Source organism: Pseudomonas sp. 3HC3 (assembly GCF_044904505.1).
GTDB classification, from domain to species: domain Bacteria; phylum Pseudomonadota; class Gammaproteobacteria; order Pseudomonadales; family Pseudomonadaceae; genus Aquipseudomonas; species Aquipseudomonas putida_Y.
This window is the reverse complement of the sequence record NZ_JADDRH010000014.1, coordinates 31,392-49,750: the sequence shown is the minus strand read 5'-3', so window position 1 is coordinate 49,750 and position 18,359 is coordinate 31,392. Positions and strand designations below refer to the sequence as shown.

The following is an 18,359-nucleotide window of genomic DNA, read 5'->3' as shown; positions in this document are numbered from 1 at the left end:
TTTGTCGTTGTGTTCGAGCTGCCTGGGCAGGCCTCTGCGAGGATCAATAGCAAGGGTGGTGCCAAAATGCCCATGAAGGGTGCAAGGCCCGTATTTGCTAGGGATAAATGCCCAACGACAGGGCGATATTCCCAGGGCGGATTGGCGGATTTCCGCCCGTTGGCGGAATTTGTACAAGGAGGGATGGCGGAAATCCGCCCATTATGGATTGCCTGTGCCAGCCCATTCGCGGATTTACCTGCGGATGGGCTGGCACAGGCTGCGAGTCAATCCAGGTTGAAGGTGATCCTGAACGCGGCGCCCCCCAGCGGAGAATCGCCAAGGCTCAGCTCGGCGTCATAGCTGTCGACGATATCCTTGACCACTGCCAAGCCTATGCCCTGCCCCGGGTGCTGGCTATCCAGCCGCTCCCCGCGCTCCAGAATGCGCTCGCGCTGATCGGCGGGCACGCCCGGCCCGTCGTCCTCGATGCACAAGGTCAGGTGCCCCGGCGCCTTCACCAGGCTCACCCGCACTTGGCCCAGGCTCAGCCGGTAGGCGTTCTCCAGCAGGTTGCCAAGCATTTCCAGCAATGCGCCCTGCTCCATCGGTACCTGCGCCGCCTCCGGCAACTCCAGCACCACGTTCACACGTTTGTCCCGGTAAACCTTGGCCAAAGTGCTGCACAGGCTGTCGAGCAACGGCCGCAGCAATACGCTGTGGCGTACCAGGCCACTCTTGCGCAGGCTGGCGCGTTGCAGTTGATAGTCGATCTGCTGGCTCATGCGTTCGATCTGGCTTTGCAGCACCCGTGCCTGCTCGCGCTCGCCACTGCGCTGCTGCAAGCTTTCACCCACGCCCTGTAGCACCGCCAGCGGCGTCTTCAGGCTGTGCGCCAGGTCGTCCAGCGAGTCGCGGTAGCGCGTGCGCTGCTCACGCTCACTGCGCAACAGACGGTTGAGCGAGCGGGTCAGGCGCAGCAACTCGCGTGGGTGCTCGCCGCTCAGGCCGTCACGTGCACCTGATTCCACTTCATCCAGTTCGTGGCTGAGGCGTCGCAACGAGCGCAGCCCCCAGGTCAGGCCTGCCCACAACAACACCATGAGCGCCAGTAATGCAGCGCCGAACCCCAGGTAGAGCTTTTCGCGCAGGCCATTGAGGGTGGCCTTGTACTCGCTCACGGGCTGCAGGGCAACAATGCTGTAGGCGGCGCTCTGCCCACCCAGCAGTTTAATCTCGACGTCGTACACGAAGAACTCTTCGCCATCGGACTGGTGAATGCGGGCGAATTCGTTGCCGCGCCCGTCATAGCGCGGCTGGTAGTTGATGTGCCGGTCGGCGGTGGCACGCGACTGCCAGACCAGTTTGCCGTCGCGGTCAAAGATATAGCCGAGCAGGCCTGTGTAGGGCAGGTTGTAGCGCTCGTCCGGCAGCAGTGTCGGCATCTGCAACCGGCCATGCTCGATACGCGCAGCGGAAATCAGCGTGGTCACATCCGAGGCCAGACGCTGCTCGATCGATTCCTGCAGAGCCAGGCTGAAGGCCTTCTGCAAGGCCGGCAGCAACGCCAGCATGAACAGCAGCGCCAACACTGCGGCGGCCAGCATCAGGCGCACCCGCAGCGAGCGGATCATCGGCAGCGCTCAGTGAACAGGTAGCCCAGGCCGCGCACCGTGTCGATGGGCTTGAAGCCGTGCTCGCCTTCAAGCTTTCGGCGCAGGCGGCCAACCAGCACTTCGATGACATTGGGGTCGCGCTCCTCGTCACCTGGGTACAACTGCTCCATCAGGCGATCCTTGGCCACCACCTGCTGGTGATGGCGCATGAGGTATTCGAGGATGCGGTATTCGTAGGCAGTCAGGGCCAGGGCTTGTTCGTCCAGGGTGGCCTGCTTGCGGTTGAGGTCAAGCACCAAGGGGCCTGCGGCGATGGTCGACTGGGTGAAACCACTGGAGCGGCGCAACAGGGCATTGAGCCGTGCTTCAAGCTCCTCGAACTGAAACGGCTTGACCAGGTAGTCGTCGGCACCGGCGGCCAGGCCCTCGACCTTGTCTTGCCAGTTGCCACGGGCTGTGAGGATGAGAATGGGGAAGGTCTTGTCCTGGCTGCGCAGGCGCGTGATCAGCTCCAGGCCGCTGATACCGGGCAGGCCCAGGTCGATGATGGCTAGGTCGAAGTGGTACTGCTCGGCCTGGTACAGCGCTTCTTCGGCGTCAGCGACCGCCTCGACCACATGGCCGCTTTCGCCCAGGCGGGTGTAGAGGTGATGGCGAAGCAGGGCTTCGTCCTCGACCACCAGCAGTTTCATGTGCAGCTCCTTATATGTATTGCCTGTACCGGCCCTTTCGCGGGCACGCCCGCTCCCACAGCAATCGCACAGTTTCTGAAACTTGTGCAGCACCTGTGAAGCCAAAGGCACTGCACGGTTTCTGAGGTTTGTGCAGCACCTGTGGGAGCGGGCGTGCCCGCGAAGAGGCCAGTACAGGATAACGCGGCTCGTCCGTCAGAACTTGTATGAAGCAGCCAGGTAGGTCTGGGCGCTGCTGGTCAGACGCAGGGTGCCGTCCTTCGGCCCGCCATGTGCGCCCACCTCGGTCGCGGCATTGGTGCGCAGGTAACGGTAGCCCAGTTCGACCGAGGCCTTGTCGGTGATGTCCTGGATCACGCCGGCCTGCAGACCGTAGGCATAACCGTAGTCAGTATCCCGGCTGGCACCGGGCGAGTCCTGGGTGAGCTTGGTCACACCCAGGCTGCCCCCACCGAACAGCTTGGTGGTATCGCCCACCGGCAGGAACAAATCGTAGCTGCCCAGCAGGTTTTCCTGGCGCAACTTCAGGCCGCTGTGGTCGCCCGAGACATTGTCATAGGTCATGTAGTAGCGGCCCTGGTCGTTGATCTTGCCCAGACGCACACCCCAGGTATCGTCCTTGCCGATAATACCGTCGGCATTGAGGTGGTCGGTGTTGCGTTGCAGCAGGCCGGACTTGCGGACTTTGTCGCTGGTCTGGCCGTAGGTGAGGCTGGCGAAGTTGTCGTCCGCGGCCTGGGCGGTGGTAATGCCAGCGGCACAGACGGCCATGGCGGCAAGCAGGGTATTGAAGGTTTTCATGGCTGGATACTCCAGTTGGGTGCGCTGTTTCGGTCTGGAAGCTAGAGTAATCAGGGCACCCTGAACCGCGACTGAACCCTGGCTGAACCCCGGCTGAACGAACCGACAGCAAAACAAGGAGTAGTGAACATGCGAGCCCTGCTGGCCCTGACCCTGATGTGCAGCGCCGCCCTCGCCCAAGCGGCGGTAGTGACCCGTGAGATTCCTTATCAGGACGACGATGGCAACCGCCTCGTCGGCTACTACGCCTACGATGATGCGCTGGACGGCAAACGCCCAGGCATCGTTGTGGTGCATGAATGGTGGGGCCTGAACGACTATGCCAAGCGCCGCGCGAGAGATCTTGCCGCCCTGGGCTACAAAGCGCTGGCCATCGACATGTATGGCGATGGCAAGCACACCGAGCACCCGCAGGATGCCCAGGCATTCATGGCCGAAGCGATGAAGGACCCGGCCGCAGCCGCAGCGCGCTTCGACGCGGGCCTGGACCTGTTGAAAAAGCAGCCGAATGTGAACAAGCATCAACTGGGCGCTGTCGGCTACTGTTTTGGCGGTAAGGTGGTGCTCGATGCCGCACGTCGTGGAGAGAAACTGGACGGCGTGGTGAGTTTCCATGGCGCGTTGTCCACCAAAACGCCGGCCAAGCCTGGCGTAGTGCGCGCGGACATCCTGGTTGAACATGGCGCTGCGGACAGCATGGTCACCCAACAGCAGGTGGACGCGTTCAAGGCGGAAATGGATGCGGCCAAGGTCAACTACCAGTTCGTCAACATTGAAGGGGCCAAGCACGGCTTCACCAACCCCGATGCCGATCGGCTGAGCCATGGTGAGCATGGGGGGCCGGACATTGGCTATAACAAGGCAGCGGACGAGCGTTCCTGGGCGGATATGCAGGCGTTCTTCAAGAAGGTGTTCAAATAAAAGATTGTGCAATCGTTGTAGCAGCAACTGTCTTGCTCAATTTCTAAAAGCTGGCGCGATCTGTGTGGGAGCGGGCTTGCCCGCGAACACGGGCGAAGCCCGTGCCATCCACCGCGGTGTATTCTTTGCGGGTAAACCCGCTCCCACAAGGATCACGCTGTGATCTGCGCCATGTTTTCATGGCTGCGGTAAGTCATCCTGCCACGCCACCTCCCTTAGCGCCTGCACAGCTGGCACAATAGCCGCCATGAACACACTTCCCGCCTGCTGCGCCCCGCTCCAGCACCACTGGCCCCTGCCCCACCCATTGCCCGGCGCGGTGCTGGTCAGTTGCGCCTTCGACCCTGCCCACTTGGCCGCCGACGACTTCCAGCGCGCCGGTATCGTGCCCAACGCCAGCCTGCAGCGCTCGGTCGCCAAGCGCCAGGCCGAGTACCTGGCCGGTCGCGTATGTGCCCGTGCCGCGCTGCAGCACCTGGACGGCCGCGACTACGTGCCCGGCACCCACGAAGACCGCTCGCCCATCTGGCCCACCGGTATTCATGGCTCGATCACACACGGCAAGGGCTGGGCCGCCGCCGTGGTCGCCGCCGAGGGCAGTTGCCAAGGCCTGGGGCTGGATCAGGAAACCCTGCTGGATGACGAGCGCGCCGAGCGGCTGATGGGCGAAATCCTCACCCCGGCAGAACTGGAGCGCCTGGACCGCCGCCAGCTTGGGCTTACGGTCACCCTGACGTTCTCGCTGAAGGAAAGCTTGTTCAAGACCCTGTACCCACTGACTCGCCAACGCTTCTACTTCGAACACGCAGAAGTACTCGACTGGTCCGCGGAAGGGCTGGCGCGCTTGCGCCTGCTCACCGACCTGTCACCGCAGTGGCAGCAAGGCGCAGAGCTGCAAGGCCAGTTCTGCCTGCAGGACGGCCACCTGCTGAGTCTGGTCAGCGTCTGACCTTTACAGCGGTGCCTGCTGCCGCGGCCAGGTCAGGCTGAAGCAGGCTCCACCCAACGCGGCACTGCGCCCCACCGTAGCCCGACCCGCGTGCCAGTAGATGATCCGCCGTACGATCGACAAACCCAGGCCATGCCCGCCCGAAGCACGGGTACGGCTGTCATCGAGGCGGGTGAACGGTGTGAAAATGCGGTCCCAGACACCCTCGGGTATCCCGGGTCCGTCATCTTCCACATCGATGCGGCAGCGTTGCTGCCCCAACTGAAAGCTAAGGCGTACCTCGGACTCGGCATGGCGCATGGCATTGCCGACAAGGTTCTGCAGGGCCCGGTGCAAGTAGCGCGGCTCGGCCTCGACCCAGGCGCCTTCGGTATCCGCACCCTGGCAGTCGCCGCGCACCACCCGCACCTCGGCACGCAAAGGTGCCAGCTCTTCGATCACCCGATCGAGCAAGGCATCCAGATCGACCCGCTGGAACTTCAAGGCCGGTGCGCCCTGCTCCAGGCGGGCGTAGGTCAGCATCTCGTCGACCAACTTGTCGAGGTCCTGGATATCCCCGTCCATGCCCGCCAGGTGCTTTGCCCGCATCTGTTCATTCGTGGCGCTTTCGATCATCTCCAGGCCAAAGCGCAGGCGCGCCACCGGCGTGCGCAGCTCGTGGGACACCGCTCGCACCAGCTCGCGCTGCATGGTCAGCGAACGCTGCAGGTGCTCGGCCATGCCATTGAAGGCAGCTGCCAGGCGCCCCACCGAGTCGGCGTCGCCGGCCGGCACGCGGGTGTCCAGGCTGCCCTGGGCGATGCGCGTGGCAGCAATCTCCAGGCCTGACACACGACGCTCCAACTGACGCACCAGCAGGTAGACCACCAGGCCGATCAGGCACAGCCCCAGGAAGGCAATCAGGATCAGCAACTGCGGCGGATAAGGGTTGAGCTGGTACAGCGGGCCGATTTCCAGTACCCATGGCGAGCCCGTCAGCCCGGCGAAAACACGGATCGAGTCACCATCCTTGCCCAGCGCCATCACCGTGTCCCCCTCCTCCACCCGGCGCCGCTGGTCATCGTCCAGGCCGACCCGCTCGATACGTTGCAAGGCGACGCCAAAGCCGAAGCCTTTTTCCTGCTTGATCTGTGCCAGGCGTTGCTGCTGTTCGGTTACCGGGTAGCGCACCAGCTCGTCGGCCAGTAAATAGAGGGTGGCCCGCGCCAGTTGCTCGCTGATCTGTTTGATCTGCGCGACCAGCATCAGGTCTTCCTGGCCCACCTTGCGCAGCACTTGCGCCGCATGCGGGCCAATCCTCTCGACCACCACCAGGCCACGGTACAGGCGCGCCCGCTGGCCGCCGTCAAGGCTGCGTGCGCTCATCGGCTGCAGCGCCAACGGCACGCCAAGCAGGCGCTCCCAGATCAGCAGCGAACGCTTGCGTTGGGTTTCATTCTGCACTGCCAGGTTGTCGGCCATCAGGCTGAAGGTGCCTTGGGCCAGACCCTCGCGGTGCTGGGCAGCGCGCACTTCATTGACCAGGTGCAGGCTGAGCACGCCAAGCAGGGCCACCAGCACCAGCACGGCCAGCATGCCGCCGTAGATGCGCAGAAAGATCGAATTGTTCATGGTGCCTCGCCGACGAACAGGTAGCCTTTACTGCGCAGGGTCTTGATCAACCGCGGCTGAAGCGGGTCATCGCCGATCTTGGGGCGGATTTTCGAGATGCGGATGTCGATGGAGCGGTCCTGGCCGTCGTAGCCCACGCCACGCAGTGCGGTGAAGATCTGTTCACGGGACAGCACCCGCCCAGCGTTGCTGGCCAACAGCCAGAGCAGGTCGAATTCGGCGCCGGTCAGCTCGATCAACTGCTCGCCCAGGTGCGCCTCGCGCAGGCGGTTGTCGATACGCAGCGCACCGAAGGCCAGGTCCTGGCGCTTGCTGTCCACGGTTTCGCTGCGGCGCAACAGGGCCTGGATACGTGCCAGCAGCAGGCGTGGGCGTACGGGTTTGCAGACGTAGTCGTCGGCGCCCAGGTCCAGGCCCTGAACCTGGTCGAGTTCATCACTGCGCGCGGTGAGCATGAGGATCGGCCCCTGGTACTGACTGCGCACGCGGCGGCAGATGCTCAGGCCGTCCTCGCCGGGCAGCATCAGGTCGAGGATCACCAGGTCGGGCTGGCTGTCGATGATGCGCCGGGCGGCGCGGGCGCCATCGCCTTCCACGCTGACCTCGAAGCCGTTGGCCTGCAGGTACTCGGCGGTGAGCTCGGCCAGGCGCTGGTCGTCTTCGACGATGAGGATGCGGGGTAGGGTTTGGTCCATGACTTTGGCCTTGTTTGTTCTTGGGATCGTGTCAGGGCAGCTGAGAGTATGACTGTAGATGGGTGGGGCCTGTGAGATCGAGCGCCGCGCGGGCGGCGCATCGCGAGCGAAGCTCGCTACAACGACCTGTGTCCGCCCCCGATGTGTGCCCACCACCGATCAATGTGTAGGAGCGGGTTTACCCGCGAATACGGTGGCGGGGGCAACGGTGAACGGCAGGTGGAGATTGGCCAGCAGGCTCGGCCCTTTCGCGGGTAAACCCGCTCCTACAGGCGACCGCGCGCGCGGGAACCAAGATCTTCAGACATGCCCCTACCGCCCCCTCGACTGAACCGTTTTTTGTGACAGGGTTCGCGCCCGAAAAAAACTGCCCAAGAGCGTCACGTTGCAGAAAAATACTGCAAACCACTTGGCACAAGGCCTACAGCGAATACCCACCATTCACTCACAAAGTACGCACACGTTATCCACAGGCGCTCGCCTTGCAAAGCCCCCAATACCGCATTATCTTGTATCCCGATCGCAGTGAACCACTAGATATAGGGTTTCGTGCAAAATCACACACAAAAGTCAACCCGCAAAATCAAGCGATTTTCCGGGCGGAACTTGAAGTGATTTCAGCAACCAAACCGCTCCTGCGGAGGCGACCGAGGCAAGCCCTTCCAGGGCCTTGTTCGGGCATGGGTGTTGCAGGCCAGGCCTGGCATCCATCAGCAACAGATTTTGGGCCCCGCCCAGAACCTTTGACTTCGGCCAGGGAGCGGCAAGCCATTGCCCCTTATTCCTGAGTCTGTCCCGAAGTCGGTACGCCCGTGCGGGCGGATGCGCATGCTTTGCGCATCCCCGCAGGGCCATCGAGCAAGTGGACGGAACGGTGGGCGCCCCTAGGGCGCCTGAACAAAATAGAAATTGTGGAGACACCCACCCATGCAAACCGACACAACTCGCGAGAACCCGCAGGCCAAGGTGCCGCAGGCCGCCGATTCCAACCAGGATCTGGCTGCCACCGCCCCTGGCCAACTGCGCGTGATCAAGCGCAACGGCACTGTCGTCCCTTACACCGACGACAAGATCACCGTGGCCATCACCAAGGCGTTCCTCGCAGTTGAAGGCGGTACCGCCGCCGCTTCGTCGCGCATCCACGACACCGTCGCGCGCCTGACCGAGCAGGTTACCGCCACGTTCAAGCGTCGCATGCCATCGGGTGGCACCATCCACATCGAAGAAATCCAGGACCAGGTCGAACTGGCCCTGATGCGCGCCGGCGAGCAGAAAGTCGCCCGCGACTACGTGATCTACCGTGACCAGCGCGCCAAGGAGCGTGCCACCCGCGCCAACACCGACGCCGTGGTCGAGCCGCACCCGAGCATCCGCATCACCCTGGCTGACGGCAGCCTGGCGCCGCTCGACATGGCCCGCCTGAACACCATCATCAGCGAAGCCTGCGAAGGCCTGGCCGAAGTCGATGGCGACCTGATCCAGCGCGAAACCCTGAAGAACCTGTACGACGGCGTGGCCATCAAGGACGTCAACACCGCCTTGGTAATGACCGCCCGTACCCTGGTGGAGCGCGAGCCGAACTACTCGTTCGTTACCGCCCGCCTGCTGATGGACACCCTGCGCGCCGAAGGCCTGGGCTTCCTGAATGTAGCCGACAGCGCCACCCACCACGAGATGGCTGACCTGTACGCCAAGGCCCTGCCGGCCTATGTCGCCAAAGGTATCGAGTTCGAGCTGCTGAACCCGGCCATGGCCGACTTCGACCTGGAAAAGCTGGGCAAGGCGATCAACCACGAGCGCGACCAGCAGTTCACCTACCTGGGCCTGCAGACCCTGTACGACCGCTACTTCATCCACAAGGATGGCGTGCGCTTCGAGCTGCCGCAGGTGTTCTTCATGCGTGTGGCCATGGGCCTGGCGCTGGAAGAAAAAGACAAGGAAGCCCGTGCGATCGAGTTCTACAACCTGTTGTCGTCGTTCGACTACATGGCCTCGACCCCGACCCTGTTCAACGCCGGTACCCTGCGCCCGCAGCTGTCCAGCTGCTACCTGACCACCGTGCCGGACGACCTGTCGGGCATCTACCACGCGATCCACGACAACGCCATGCTGTCGAAATTCGCTGGCGGCCTGGGCAACGACTGGACCCCGGTCCGTGCACTGGGCTCGTACATCAAGGGCACCAACGGCAAGTCGCAGGGCGTCGTACCGTTCCTGAAAGTGGTCAACGACACCGCCGTTGCGGTCAACCAGGGCGGCAAGCGCAAAGGCGCCGTGTGTGCGTACCTGGAAACCTGGCACCTGGACATCGAAGAGTTCATCGAGCTGCGCAAGAACACCGGTGATGACCGCCGTCGTACCCACGACATGAACACCGCCAACTGGATTCCTGACCTGTTCATGAAGCGTGTCTTCGATGACGGCAAGTGGACCCTGTTCTCGCCTTCGGAAGTGCCAGACCTGCACGACCTGACCGGCAAGGCCTTCGAAGAGCGCTACGAGTACTACGAAGCCCTGACCGAGTACAACAAGATCAAGGTATTCAAGACCGTCCAGGCCAAAGACCTGTGGCGCAAGATGCTGTCGATGCTATTCGAGACCGGCCACCCATGGCTGACCTTCAAAGACCCGTGCAACCTGCGTTCGCCGCAGCAACACGTGGGCGTGGTCCACAGCTCGAACCTGTGCACCGAGATCACCCTGAACACCAACAAGGACGAGATCGCGGTCTGCAACCTGGGCTCGATCAACCTGCCGAACCACATCGTCGACGGCAAGCTGGACACCGCCAAGCTGCAACGCACCGTGAACACCGCCGTGCGCATGCTCGACAACGTGATCGACATCAACTACTACTCGGTGCCGCAAGCGCGTAACTCGAACTTCAAGCACCGTCCGGTCGGCCTGGGCATCATGGGCTTCCAGGATGCGCTGTACCTGCAGCACATTCCTTACGGCTCCGATGCTGCCGTCGAGTTTGCCGACAAGTCGATGGAAGCGGTCAGCTACTACGCCATCCAGGCTTCCTGCGACCTGGCCGATGAACGCGGCGCCTACGAGACCTTCCAGGGTTCGCTGTGGTCCAAGGGCATTCTGCCGCTGGATTCGCAACAGATCCTGATCGAGGCCCGTGGCCAGAAGTACATCGACGTCAACCTGGAAGAAACCCTGGACTGGGCGCCGGTACGTGCCCGCGTACAGAAAGGTATTCGTAACTCGAACATCATGGCCATCGCACCAACCGCGACCATCGCCAACATCACCGGCGTATCGCAGTCGATCGAGCCTACCTACCAGAACCTGTACGTGAAGTCGAACCTGTCGGGCGAATTCACCGTGATCAACCCGTACCTGGTTCGCGACCTCAAGGCTCGCGACCTGTGGGACTCGGTCATGATCAACGACCTGAAGTACTACGACGGTTCGGTACAGCAGATCGAGCGTATCCCGCAAGAGCTGAAAGACCTTTACGCCACTGCGTTCGAAGTCGAGACCAAGTGGATTGTCGACGCGGCTTCCCGTCGCCAGAAGTGGATCGACCAGGCGCAGTCGCTGAACCTGTACATCGCCGGTGCATCGGGCAAGAAGCTGGACGTGACCTACCGCATGGCCTGGTACCGTGGCCTGAAAACCACCTACTACCTCCGTGCCTTGGCCGCGACCAGCACCGAGAAGTCGACCATCAACACCGGCAAGCTCAACGCCGTTTCCAGCGGTGGCGACAGCGCCCCGGTCCAGGCAGCCGGCCCTGCGCCAGTGCCAAAGGCCTGCGCGATCGACGAGCCTGACTGCGAAGCCTGCCAGTAAGGCCTGAATGCCGCGCGGGGTGCCCAACGGTGCCCCGCGCGGCATTTTTGTATCCGCGCCTCAGAGAAACCTTGCCCTTTGCCCACTGTTCACGCAGCTCGGTAAAAGAACAGGACCTCTCAAAACAGGATGTAAACCCATGGCGCGGAAAAAACTGGCATCTCGCAAGATTGGTCGCAACGCCGAAACCGGCCGTTTCACCTCGGTCGAACAGGCACGCAAGTACCCCAAGACACACATTGTCGAAACGCTGCACACCCACCGCAGCTAGTGGTAGCTGGCCTCATCGCCGGCAAGCCCGCGGTGAGGCCGGCCCCGACAACGCAGCCCTCATAAAAACACCATATGATGTGCCTTAAAATTTAAACTGGCACAACATATAGGTTGGCGCTACACTCTCCCCCCGTAGAAGAAGCCACCTGTTTCGTGAACCGACGCATGCCAAACCGGTCGAAAAAGTTACCCTCGCCGGCAACACGCGCACCCCGATCGAAGGTGAATTCCGGTATACTTTGCGCCCTCTGAAAAGAGCACCTATTCAATTGTCCTGGCCCCTCCCAGAGGCCTGGCCAGGTACAAGCCAGAACACATTCAGATGTAAACGAGAGTCAGCCTCTCGAGCTGCCCATTCGCCATTACGGCCTTGCGTCAGGCATCACATTCTTAAAATCCAACCGGTTGCCTCTGGGCGACCCTCAAGCAGGAGCCAAACCATGCTGAGCTGGGACGAATTCGACAAAGAAGACGGCGAAGTAGTCGCCAAAGGCAACACCCCTGCGCAGGCCGCTGCCGCCGCCACCCTCGACAAACTCGACAGCGCCGGTGGTGCCGCCGCCCTGGAGGCCCGTGCGGCCACCGCTTCTGACTCCGAAGCCGTCAAACGTGCCAAGGCTGCCCTCGACGCCCTCGACGTTGCCGAAGGCCTGGCCGAACTGGAAGGCTCCTCGGCCCGCGTTGCAGTAGATGAAAAGCGCATGATCAACTGCCGCGCCGACCTCAACCAGCTGGTACCGTTCAAGTACGACTGGGCCTGGCAGAAGTACCTGGACGGCTGCGCCAACCACTGGATGCCGCAAGAGGTCAACATGACCGCCGACATCGCCCTGTGGAAGAGCCAGGACGGCCTGACCGAAGACGAGCGCCGCATCGTCATGCGCAACCTCGGCTTCTTCTCCACCGCCGACTCGCTGGTTGCCAACAACCTGGCCCTGGCCGTGTACCGCCTGATCACCAACCCGGAGTGCCGCCAGTACATCCTGCGCCAGGCCTTCGAAGAGGCGATCCACACCCACGCCTACCAGTACTGCATCGAGTCGCTGGGCATGGATGAAGGCGAGATCTTCAACATGTACCACGAGATCCCGTCGGTCGCTAAAAAAGCCGCTTGGGGCCTGAAGTACACCCGCGCCATCTCCGACCCAGAGTTCAACACCGGCACCGTCGAAACCGACAAAGAGCTGCTGCGCAACCTGATCGCCTACTACTGCGTACTGGAAGGCATCTTCTTCTACTGCGGCTTCACCCAGATCCTGTCCATGGGCCGCCGCAACAAGATGACCGGCGTGGCCGAGCAGTTCCAGTACATCCTGCGTGACGAGTCGATGCACCTGAACTTCGGTATCGACGTGATCAACCAGATCAAGATCGAAAACCCGCACCTGTGGGATGCGGCGATGAAGGAAGAAGCGACCCAGATGATCCTGCAAGGGACCCAGCTGGAGATCGAATACGCCCGCGACACCATGCCACGCGGCGTGCTGGGCATGAACGCGGCGATGATGGAGGACTACCTCAAGTTCATCGCCAACCGTCGCCTGACCCAGATTGGTTTGAAAGAAGAGTACCCAGGGACTACCAACCCGTTCCCATGGATGAGCGAGATCATGGACTTGAAGAAAGAAAAGAACTTCTTTGAGACGCGGGTGATTGAGTATCAGACGGGTGGGGCGTTGAGCTGGGATTGATCTCGCCTACCCTTATTTTTCTGCGAGAACCGAACGAATTTCAGATTTTCCGAATTCTCGCACCAAATAAGCGCATGAAATGAAAAAAGCCACCTGAGCCGCAAAGGCCAAGGTGGCTTTTTTGCATATAGGGATTTGCTGCAGCTTGGCGTTTTACCCCCTCCGCGTAAGGCTTAGAGCCAACCCACTTTAGCGCTTTGATTGAGGATCAGGAAGCTGATGTAGGTACTGGCAACACTGCATCGCTATCCCAGAAGCGCACAGGCCGGCTGAACAGGTTCTCGGTCTGGAAGTGGGCCATCCGCCATACACCGCCATTAAGCTCGAAGCGAACGGTCAAGTGAGCGGCATTAAGGTGCGAAGCACCGTCGCTGAAGGTGCTGGTCTGCAACATCGTCCAGCTTCCCAAGCCGATATCTTCCTGCACGTCGATGACTTCACTAGTAAGGAAATGCACGTTCAGTGCGAAGTGCGCAGGCGTTTGCATGTAGGTAGAAAACATGCCGCGGATGGCTTCACGGCCACGGTGCCCTCCAAAGCGCCCGGCATAACGGGCTCCTTTCCCCTCCCACACAGCATCCTGGGTGAACAGCCCGGCCAGCTCATCCAACGGTGTGTTGGCATCCAGCCTGTCACAAAGCTGCATATAGCGGTTGATACAGACACGTATTGCCTGCTGATGCTCGAACGCTGCAAGGCGCGCTGCGATTGCTTGGATATCCAACATGTAACGACCTCGACAAGGGCAATCAGTACAGCACCGACCTTCAAGGTCGGGCGGCGTAGATGTTCATCAATACACGCTGAGCGACCGCAAGCAGGCGCGCGTCCTTGCCCTTTGCGCCGACCAGTTGCAGCCCCACGGGCAAACCGCTCTCATTGGCCAACGGTATGCTCAATGCAGGGTGACCTGAGAGATTGAAGGGGCGCACCAAGGCAGTCATGCCAAGTACTGCGCTGGTGTCGCCTGCTTCTTCCAGGCGCAAGGGAAAGTCGGGCATGGTCGGCAGCGCAATCACATCGAAACGGGCCAACGCCTCGTCCACCTCGGCGCTGAACAACCGCCGGGTTTGCTCTGCTCGGGCCAATGTTGCCTCGTTGGTATCGGCAGCTGCGCTGAGCCTGACGGCGACATCTGCTCCCACTTTCTGCGACTGCAGCAGATGACCACAGGCCCGGTACGTCTCGCGATTGATGATCACCAAGCCCGCCTCAAAGGCGGCGGCGAAATACTCGAACGCCACGTCTTGCAGAGGCAGCCCGCTACGCAGTAGTGCCTGGGCGACAGTCGCGGCGACTTCTGCGCGGGCTGACACCTGCAGCACGCCCACCGTGGCTCCCTCAGGAACTGGTGAGGGCCGGTAGGTAGGGTCGATCATGCCCATGGCGATTCCCAGCATGGACAGCGAATTTGCAAACGGTCCGACGCAATCCAGGGTCGTATGCTCGGGCATGACCCCTGCCCTGCTTACCCGGCCAAACGTAGGCTTCAGTCCGAAAACCCCGCAACAACAGGCCGGAATACGTACTGACCCACCGGTATCGGTCCCCAGGCTGAAATCTGCCAGGCCCGCCGCGACCACAGCCGCAGAGCCACTTGAAGATCCCCCCGGAATACGCCCTGGAAAACGCGGGTTGGCTGCAGTACCCACATGATGGTTGATACCGGTGGTGCCGAAAGCCAGTTCGTGTAGGCTGACCTTGGCCGTCAAATGTGCGCCTGCTGCCAGCAGGTTTGCAACAACATCGGCATGCCGTTGTGCCACCACGGAATCTTCCAGTGCCTGCGAAGAAGCGCGCGTGACAACGCCTTCGACGTCGATGGTGTCCTTGACCGCCACACGCAGTCCGCCGCGCGCCCTCAGATCCAGCTCGCTAACGATGATGGTCACTGCAGTGACTCCTTTTCATGAATGTTTGAACAAGCACCGTAGCCATCACTGCTGGATCGGTCGGTGAAATATTTCGCCCAGGGCGGCGTAGAAAGGCCCCCCCAGGCGAGCCAGCGGGCGCATCTTGGCGCTATCGATACGCCTGCCATCGAAAATCTCCTCGGACAGGTGAAAGGCCACGACTTCCCCGACGAACAGCGTGCTGCTGCCATTCCCCAGGATAAGTGCCTGGTGGAGACGGCACTCCATCTGCACAGGTGTACTAGCGATGCGCGGTGCACTGACGCATCGGCTGGGCAACAACTCAATACCGAGCAGATCGACCTCACTTTCATCTGGCCCATAGGTCCATGCGCAGCGATGCATGAGTTCCATATTGGCCTCGGTCACCACATTGACCACGAACTCATCCGACTCACGAATGTTCCTCGCCGTATCCTTAGGCTGCCCATCACGATGCTCGATATTGATCGCAATGAGGGTCGGACTGGTCGATACGTAGTTGTAGGAGCTGAAAGGAGCGGCGTTGACCCTTCCCTCTTGATCGACGGTCGTCACCCAGGCAATGGGCCGGGGAACCACACAACCCACGACCAACTTGTGCGCAGAGTCAGGATCGAGCCCACGCCCGTCTATATAGGAAAATGTTGTCATTTCGATACGTCCTCATTGAGCCGTCCACATGACGGCTGCGGCTGGACCAAAAAGCCGGAGCCCTTCCCGCACAAAGAGCCCAGGCAAAACGGACTTACTGCACGGTCTAATCTGTGTCCTTGGGCTGACGGATCGTAAACACTGCAACGGTGGTGATGGCGCCCATGACGACCAGCATCACAGAGACTGGCCATGCATCTTTGTAGAGGCTGAACAACGCCGTGGCGGCGAGTGGGGCAAGGCCGCCGGAGACGATAGAGGCAATTTCATGCCCCATCGCCAGCCCCGAATAGCGCACTTTTGCGGGGAAAAGCTCGCCCATCAGGGCCGGCTGCGTACCGATCATTGCGCCGTGACAGACAGCAAGGCCTACCAGCGTCGCCAGATACACCAGCGCAGGTTGATGTGTGTCCAGCAGCCAGAAGAAGGGAAACGCGAACAACATCAGGCTGACCGAACCGAATGCGTACACCAGGCGCCGCCCGATTCGATCCGACAGCCATCCCCAGAAGACCAGGCTAAACGCCTCGACGATCATTGCTGCCATTACGCTGGCCAGTACCAGTTGAGTGTCCAGGCCGGTGAACTTCGCGTAAGCAACGGTAAAGGCGAGAAACAGATAGGCGCTGCCATTCTCGGCGATACGCAGGCCCATGGCTTGCAACAGCGCTTTTCGGTGGTTGCGGAACAACTCCAGAACCGGCACATGCTCGTTCTCGTTCTTGCTGCCTTGCGCCTCGAATTCCTTGCTTTCCGGCAGGTGACGGCGGATGTAAACCCCAACGCCAAAGATCACGATGCTGGCCAGGAATGGCAAGCGCCATCCCCAGCTCATCATTTGCTCAACGGGCAACAGCTGGATCAGATAAAAAGCTGCAGCCGACAACACGAAGCCGCCCACCACACCCAGCTGGCTCCAGGCGGCGAAAAAGCCCAGCCTGCCTTTCGGCGCGTTTTCGCTGATAAGCAGTACACCACCACCCCATTCGCCACCCGAGGCGATGCCCTGCAAAATCCTCAGCAGCACCAAGCAGACTGGCGCGAGATAACCCGCTTGCTCGAATGTGGGTAGCAGCCCTATCGCGAACGTGGCCGCGCCCATGATGCCAAGGGTCAGGATCAGCGCTTTCTTGCGTCCCGACTTGTCGCCGATGTGCCCGAAGATCACCCCGCCCAGCGGACGAGCCAGAAAGCCGACGGCGAAACCGGCGAACGATGCCATGGTGCCTAGGACAGGATCGGTCCCTGCCGGGAAGAACAACGGGGCGAAGATCAGCGCCGCTGCCGTTCCATAGAGAAAGAAGTCATACCACTCAAGTGCATTGCCCAACACCGAAGCCATTACAATACGTCGCATGGTTCGCGCATCGCGGTTGGTCTGGATGTGATTTTCAAAATTAGTCATTATTGTATTTCTCCGCTGCGCTTACCAAATATTCCAGGTATAGGAGGTCACCAGACGATACTCGTCATAGTCGTTGCCGTATTGCTGCTGGATGCGGTAGTTCTTTAACTCAACACCCAAACCTTTCAGTGGCCCACTTTGAATCGCATAACTGACCACCACATCCCGCTCACTTTCCTGGTCGCGGTTCAATCCTGCGCCGCGGTCGATATCGGTGCCTTTTATGTAGCGGGTAAACACGCGCAGCCCAGGCAGCCCCATCGCGGCAAAGTTATAGCCGTAACGCACTGACCAACTCCGCTCATCCGGACGGATGAACGGCATGCCAGCCCAGTTGGGTAAATACAATTGGGGGACATAGCCGTTCAGAGTTGGGAATACGGTATCGCCCGTCATGCGTTGGTAACTGGCACCGAACAGATGCCCGCTTTTCTCCAGCGTCACCAGCGCACTGTAGGCTCGGTTATCGACGGTTCCACTGCGGGCGTTACCGTCCTCTCGGTTGTTGAAGTAGCCAATGTCGGTCTTGAGCAAATAGCCATTACCGGCGTCCCATTGGTGTTTAAAACCTCCATAATCCTGTTTGTAGATATCATTCAACACACCATGGAAGTAGCTGACCTGCAACTTCGGGGTCAGGGAATACGTTGCCCCGGCAAAGTCCAGTCCTTCGCTGTCCAGGCTATCCGAGGTGCCATAGCGATACAGCCGCTCATGATTCGAGGACTCGCGGGTAACGATGGACCAGAACCTGCCACCTACCACTGTCAGGCGATCAATATCCCGTGACTCGATCACCGCGCCTTGATACACGGTGTCCAATAAACGACTGGGGTCATTGGAGGCGACTGGGTAATTGGGTTTGATGTCGCCTATCTTCAAAGAACTATTGAAAAACTTCAGTTTCAACGTTGCGCCCGCGCGCCCATAGTCCCGAGTCACTCTTTCATCGTGATGGCTATAGGGTAGCGAGCCATCGTTACCCGAGGCGTCCAAACGTACGGCGATTTGACCATTGACATCCAGCCCAACGGCCAACGGTGTGTCCGTATACCCGGACTCAAATTGTAAATCGAAGCCCTGCGACCAGTTACCCACTTTGTCGGCAGGTGCGTCACGGTTGGTAAAATTCCTGTTCAGGTACAAGTTTCTTAAGTTAATGGAAAGGTGGCTGTCATCCATGACGTCGGCATTGACCTGTTTCGGCACTACCGAACCCAACAATATGCAAAGCGTTGTTGCACGCAACGGCCAGTGAATTTCCATTGTAGTTTCCTGAAATTGTGATCCTGCATGTCATCGGCAGTCGAATGAAGTGCAGATGCGAGCACCTGTGGGCGTTCGAATTGCAGTCACGTATTGTTTTTGTTTTT

At 60.6% G+C, this 18,359-nt stretch carries 15 protein-coding genes; 5 read left to right on the top strand and 10 right to left on the bottom strand.

Going from position 1 to position 18,359, the window contains the following annotated elements; all coding sequences use genetic code 11:
• Window positions 1-266: 266 nt before the first annotated feature.
• From INQ47_RS18045 to INQ47_RS18035, 3 genes are all read right to left on the bottom strand, one after another.
• Window positions 267-1,613 carry an ATP-binding protein gene (locus INQ47_RS18045; protein WP_404702258.1) on the bottom strand — a complete coding sequence of 449 codons (1,347 nt, stop codon included), beginning with the start codon at window positions 1,611-1,613 and terminating at the stop codon, window positions 267-269.
• Window positions 1,610-2,287 carry a response regulator gene (locus INQ47_RS18040; protein WP_176685113.1) on the bottom strand — a complete coding sequence of 226 codons (678 nt, stop codon included), beginning with the start codon at window positions 2,285-2,287 and terminating at the stop codon, window positions 1,610-1,612. The genes INQ47_RS18045 and INQ47_RS18040 overlap by 4 nt, the downstream gene beginning before the upstream one ends.
• Before the next feature lie 195 nt (window positions 2,288-2,482).
• Window positions 2,483-3,088, bottom strand: coding sequence for an outer membrane beta-barrel protein (locus INQ47_RS18035; protein WP_010952338.1), 606 nt, complete (start codon window positions 3,086-3,088; stop codon window positions 2,483-2,485).
• A gap of 129 nt (window positions 3,089-3,217) precedes the next feature.
• Here INQ47_RS18035 and INQ47_RS18030 point away from each other — a divergent pair, with 129 nt between their 5' ends.
• Together INQ47_RS18030 and INQ47_RS18025 are read left to right on the top strand one after the other, a co-directional pair.
• Window positions 3,218-4,009 (top strand): dienelactone hydrolase family protein, encoded by a 792-nt coding sequence (locus INQ47_RS18030; protein ID WP_021783309.1) that lies wholly within the window; start codon window positions 3,218-3,220, stop codon window positions 4,007-4,009.
• Between the two features lie 247 nt (window positions 4,010-4,256).
• Window positions 4,257-4,958: a 4'-phosphopantetheinyl transferase gene (locus tag INQ47_RS18025; RefSeq protein ID WP_404702257.1), complete on the top strand. Its 702-nt coding sequence runs from the start codon at window positions 4,257-4,259 to the stop codon at window positions 4,956-4,958.
• 3 nt (window positions 4,959-4,961) lie between these two features.
• On the opposite strand, the gene INQ47_RS18020 is transcribed toward INQ47_RS18025, so the two are convergent.
• Both INQ47_RS18020 and INQ47_RS18015 read right to left on the bottom strand, forming a co-directional pair.
• Complete coding sequence (locus INQ47_RS18020; RefSeq protein WP_209967606.1) at window positions 4,962-6,569, bottom strand: ATP-binding protein; 1,608 nt, start codon at window positions 6,567-6,569, stop codon at window positions 4,962-4,964.
• Window positions 6,566-7,264 (bottom strand): response regulator transcription factor, encoded by a 699-nt coding sequence (locus INQ47_RS18015; RefSeq protein WP_176685117.1) that lies wholly within the window; start codon window positions 7,262-7,264, stop codon window positions 6,566-6,568. Before INQ47_RS18015 ends, INQ47_RS18020 begins: the two co-directional genes overlap by 4 nt.
• A 927-nt stretch (window positions 7,265-8,191) precedes the next feature.
• On the opposite strand from INQ47_RS18015, the gene INQ47_RS18010 reads away from it, so the two are divergent.
• From INQ47_RS18010 to INQ47_RS18000, 3 genes are all read left to right on the top strand, one after another.
• Entirely contained in the window at window positions 8,192-11,071 is a 2,880-nt protein-coding gene (locus tag INQ47_RS18010; RefSeq protein WP_176685118.1) for a ribonucleoside-diphosphate reductase subunit alpha, read from the top strand.
• Between the two features lie 139 nt (window positions 11,072-11,210).
• Window positions 11,211-11,342, top strand: a complete 132-nt coding sequence (locus INQ47_RS18005) for a hypothetical protein (RefSeq protein ID WP_289711634.1) — start codon at window positions 11,211-11,213, stop codon at window positions 11,340-11,342.
• 442 nt (window positions 11,343-11,784) lie between these two features.
• Window positions 11,785-13,035 carry a ribonucleotide-diphosphate reductase subunit beta gene (locus tag INQ47_RS18000; RefSeq protein ID WP_252459761.1) on the top strand — a complete coding sequence of 417 codons (1,251 nt, stop codon included), beginning with the start codon at window positions 11,785-11,787 and terminating at the stop codon, window positions 13,033-13,035.
• Window positions 13,036-13,243: 208 nt separating this feature from the next.
• Here INQ47_RS18000 and INQ47_RS17995 read toward each other — a convergent pair whose 3' ends face one another.
• The 5 genes from INQ47_RS17995 to INQ47_RS17975 all read right to left on the bottom strand — a co-directional run bounded on the left by INQ47_RS17995 (window position 13,244) and on the right by INQ47_RS17975 (window position 18,252).
• Complete coding sequence (locus tag INQ47_RS17995; RefSeq protein ID WP_404702256.1) at window positions 13,244-13,762, bottom strand: nuclear transport factor 2 family protein; 519 nt, start codon at window positions 13,760-13,762, stop codon at window positions 13,244-13,246.
• Between the two features lie 40 nt (window positions 13,763-13,802).
• Window positions 13,803-14,927 carry an amidase gene (locus INQ47_RS17990; protein WP_404702255.1) on the bottom strand — a complete coding sequence of 375 codons (1,125 nt, stop codon included), beginning with the start codon at window positions 14,925-14,927 and terminating at the stop codon, window positions 13,803-13,805.
• Window positions 14,928-14,972: 45 nt separating this feature from the next.
• Entirely contained in the window at window positions 14,973-15,581 is a 609-nt protein-coding gene (locus tag INQ47_RS17985) for a flavin reductase family protein (RefSeq protein ID WP_404702254.1), read from the bottom strand.
• Window positions 15,582-15,687: 106 nt separating this feature from the next.
• Window positions 15,688-16,986, bottom strand: coding sequence for an MFS transporter (locus INQ47_RS17980; RefSeq protein WP_404702253.1), 1,299 nt, complete (start codon window positions 16,984-16,986; stop codon window positions 15,688-15,690).
• Between the two features lie 21 nt (window positions 16,987-17,007).
• On the bottom strand, window positions 17,008-18,252 hold the full coding sequence (locus tag INQ47_RS17975) for an OprD family outer membrane porin (RefSeq protein WP_404702252.1): 1,245 nt from the start codon (window positions 18,250-18,252) through the stop codon (window positions 17,008-17,010).
• Window positions 18,253-18,359: the final 107 nt, after the last annotated feature.

Excerpts from the sequence above, each read along its gene's own strand:
- INQ47_RS17985 (WP_404702254.1), bottom strand. The coding sequence starts at position 15,581 with ATGACAACATTTTCCTATATAGACGGGCGTGGGCTCGATCCTGACTCT.
- INQ47_RS17980 (WP_404702253.1), bottom strand. The coding sequence starts at position 16,986 with ATGACTAATTTTGAAAATCACATCCAGACCAACCGCGATGCGCGAACC.
- INQ47_RS18005 (WP_289711634.1), top strand. The coding sequence starts at position 11,211 with ATGGCGCGGAAAAAACTGGCATCTCGCAAGATTGGTCGCAACGCCGAA.
- INQ47_RS18010 (WP_176685118.1), top strand. The coding sequence starts at position 8,192 with ATGCAAACCGACACAACTCGCGAGAACCCGCAGGCCAAGGTGCCGCAG.
- INQ47_RS18030 (WP_021783309.1), top strand. The coding sequence starts at position 3,218 with ATGCGAGCCCTGCTGGCCCTGACCCTGATGTGCAGCGCCGCCCTCGCC.
- INQ47_RS18015 (WP_176685117.1), bottom strand. The coding sequence starts at position 7,264 with ATGGACCAAACCCTACCCCGCATCCTCATCGTCGAAGACGACCAGCGC.
- INQ47_RS17995 (WP_404702256.1), bottom strand. The coding sequence starts at position 13,762 with ATGTTGGATATCCAAGCAATCGCAGCGCGCCTTGCAGCGTTCGAGCAT.
- INQ47_RS18045 (WP_404702258.1), bottom strand. The coding sequence starts at position 1,613 with ATGATCCGCTCGCTGCGGGTGCGCCTGATGCTGGCCGCCGCAGTGTTG.
- INQ47_RS18000 (WP_252459761.1), top strand. The coding sequence starts at position 11,785 with ATGCTGAGCTGGGACGAATTCGACAAAGAAGACGGCGAAGTAGTCGCC.
- INQ47_RS17975 (WP_404702252.1), bottom strand. The coding sequence starts at position 18,252 with ATGGAAATTCACTGGCCGTTGCGTGCAACAACGCTTTGCATATTGTTG.
- INQ47_RS18020 (WP_209967606.1), bottom strand. The coding sequence starts at position 6,569 with ATGAACAATTCGATCTTTCTGCGCATCTACGGCGGCATGCTGGCCGTG.
- INQ47_RS18025 (WP_404702257.1), top strand. The coding sequence starts at position 4,257 with ATGAACACACTTCCCGCCTGCTGCGCCCCGCTCCAGCACCACTGGCCC.
- INQ47_RS18040 (WP_176685113.1), bottom strand. The coding sequence starts at position 2,287 with ATGAAACTGCTGGTGGTCGAGGACGAAGCCCTGCTTCGCCATCACCTC.
- INQ47_RS18035 (WP_010952338.1), bottom strand. The coding sequence starts at position 3,088 with ATGAAAACCTTCAATACCCTGCTTGCCGCCATGGCCGTCTGTGCCGCT.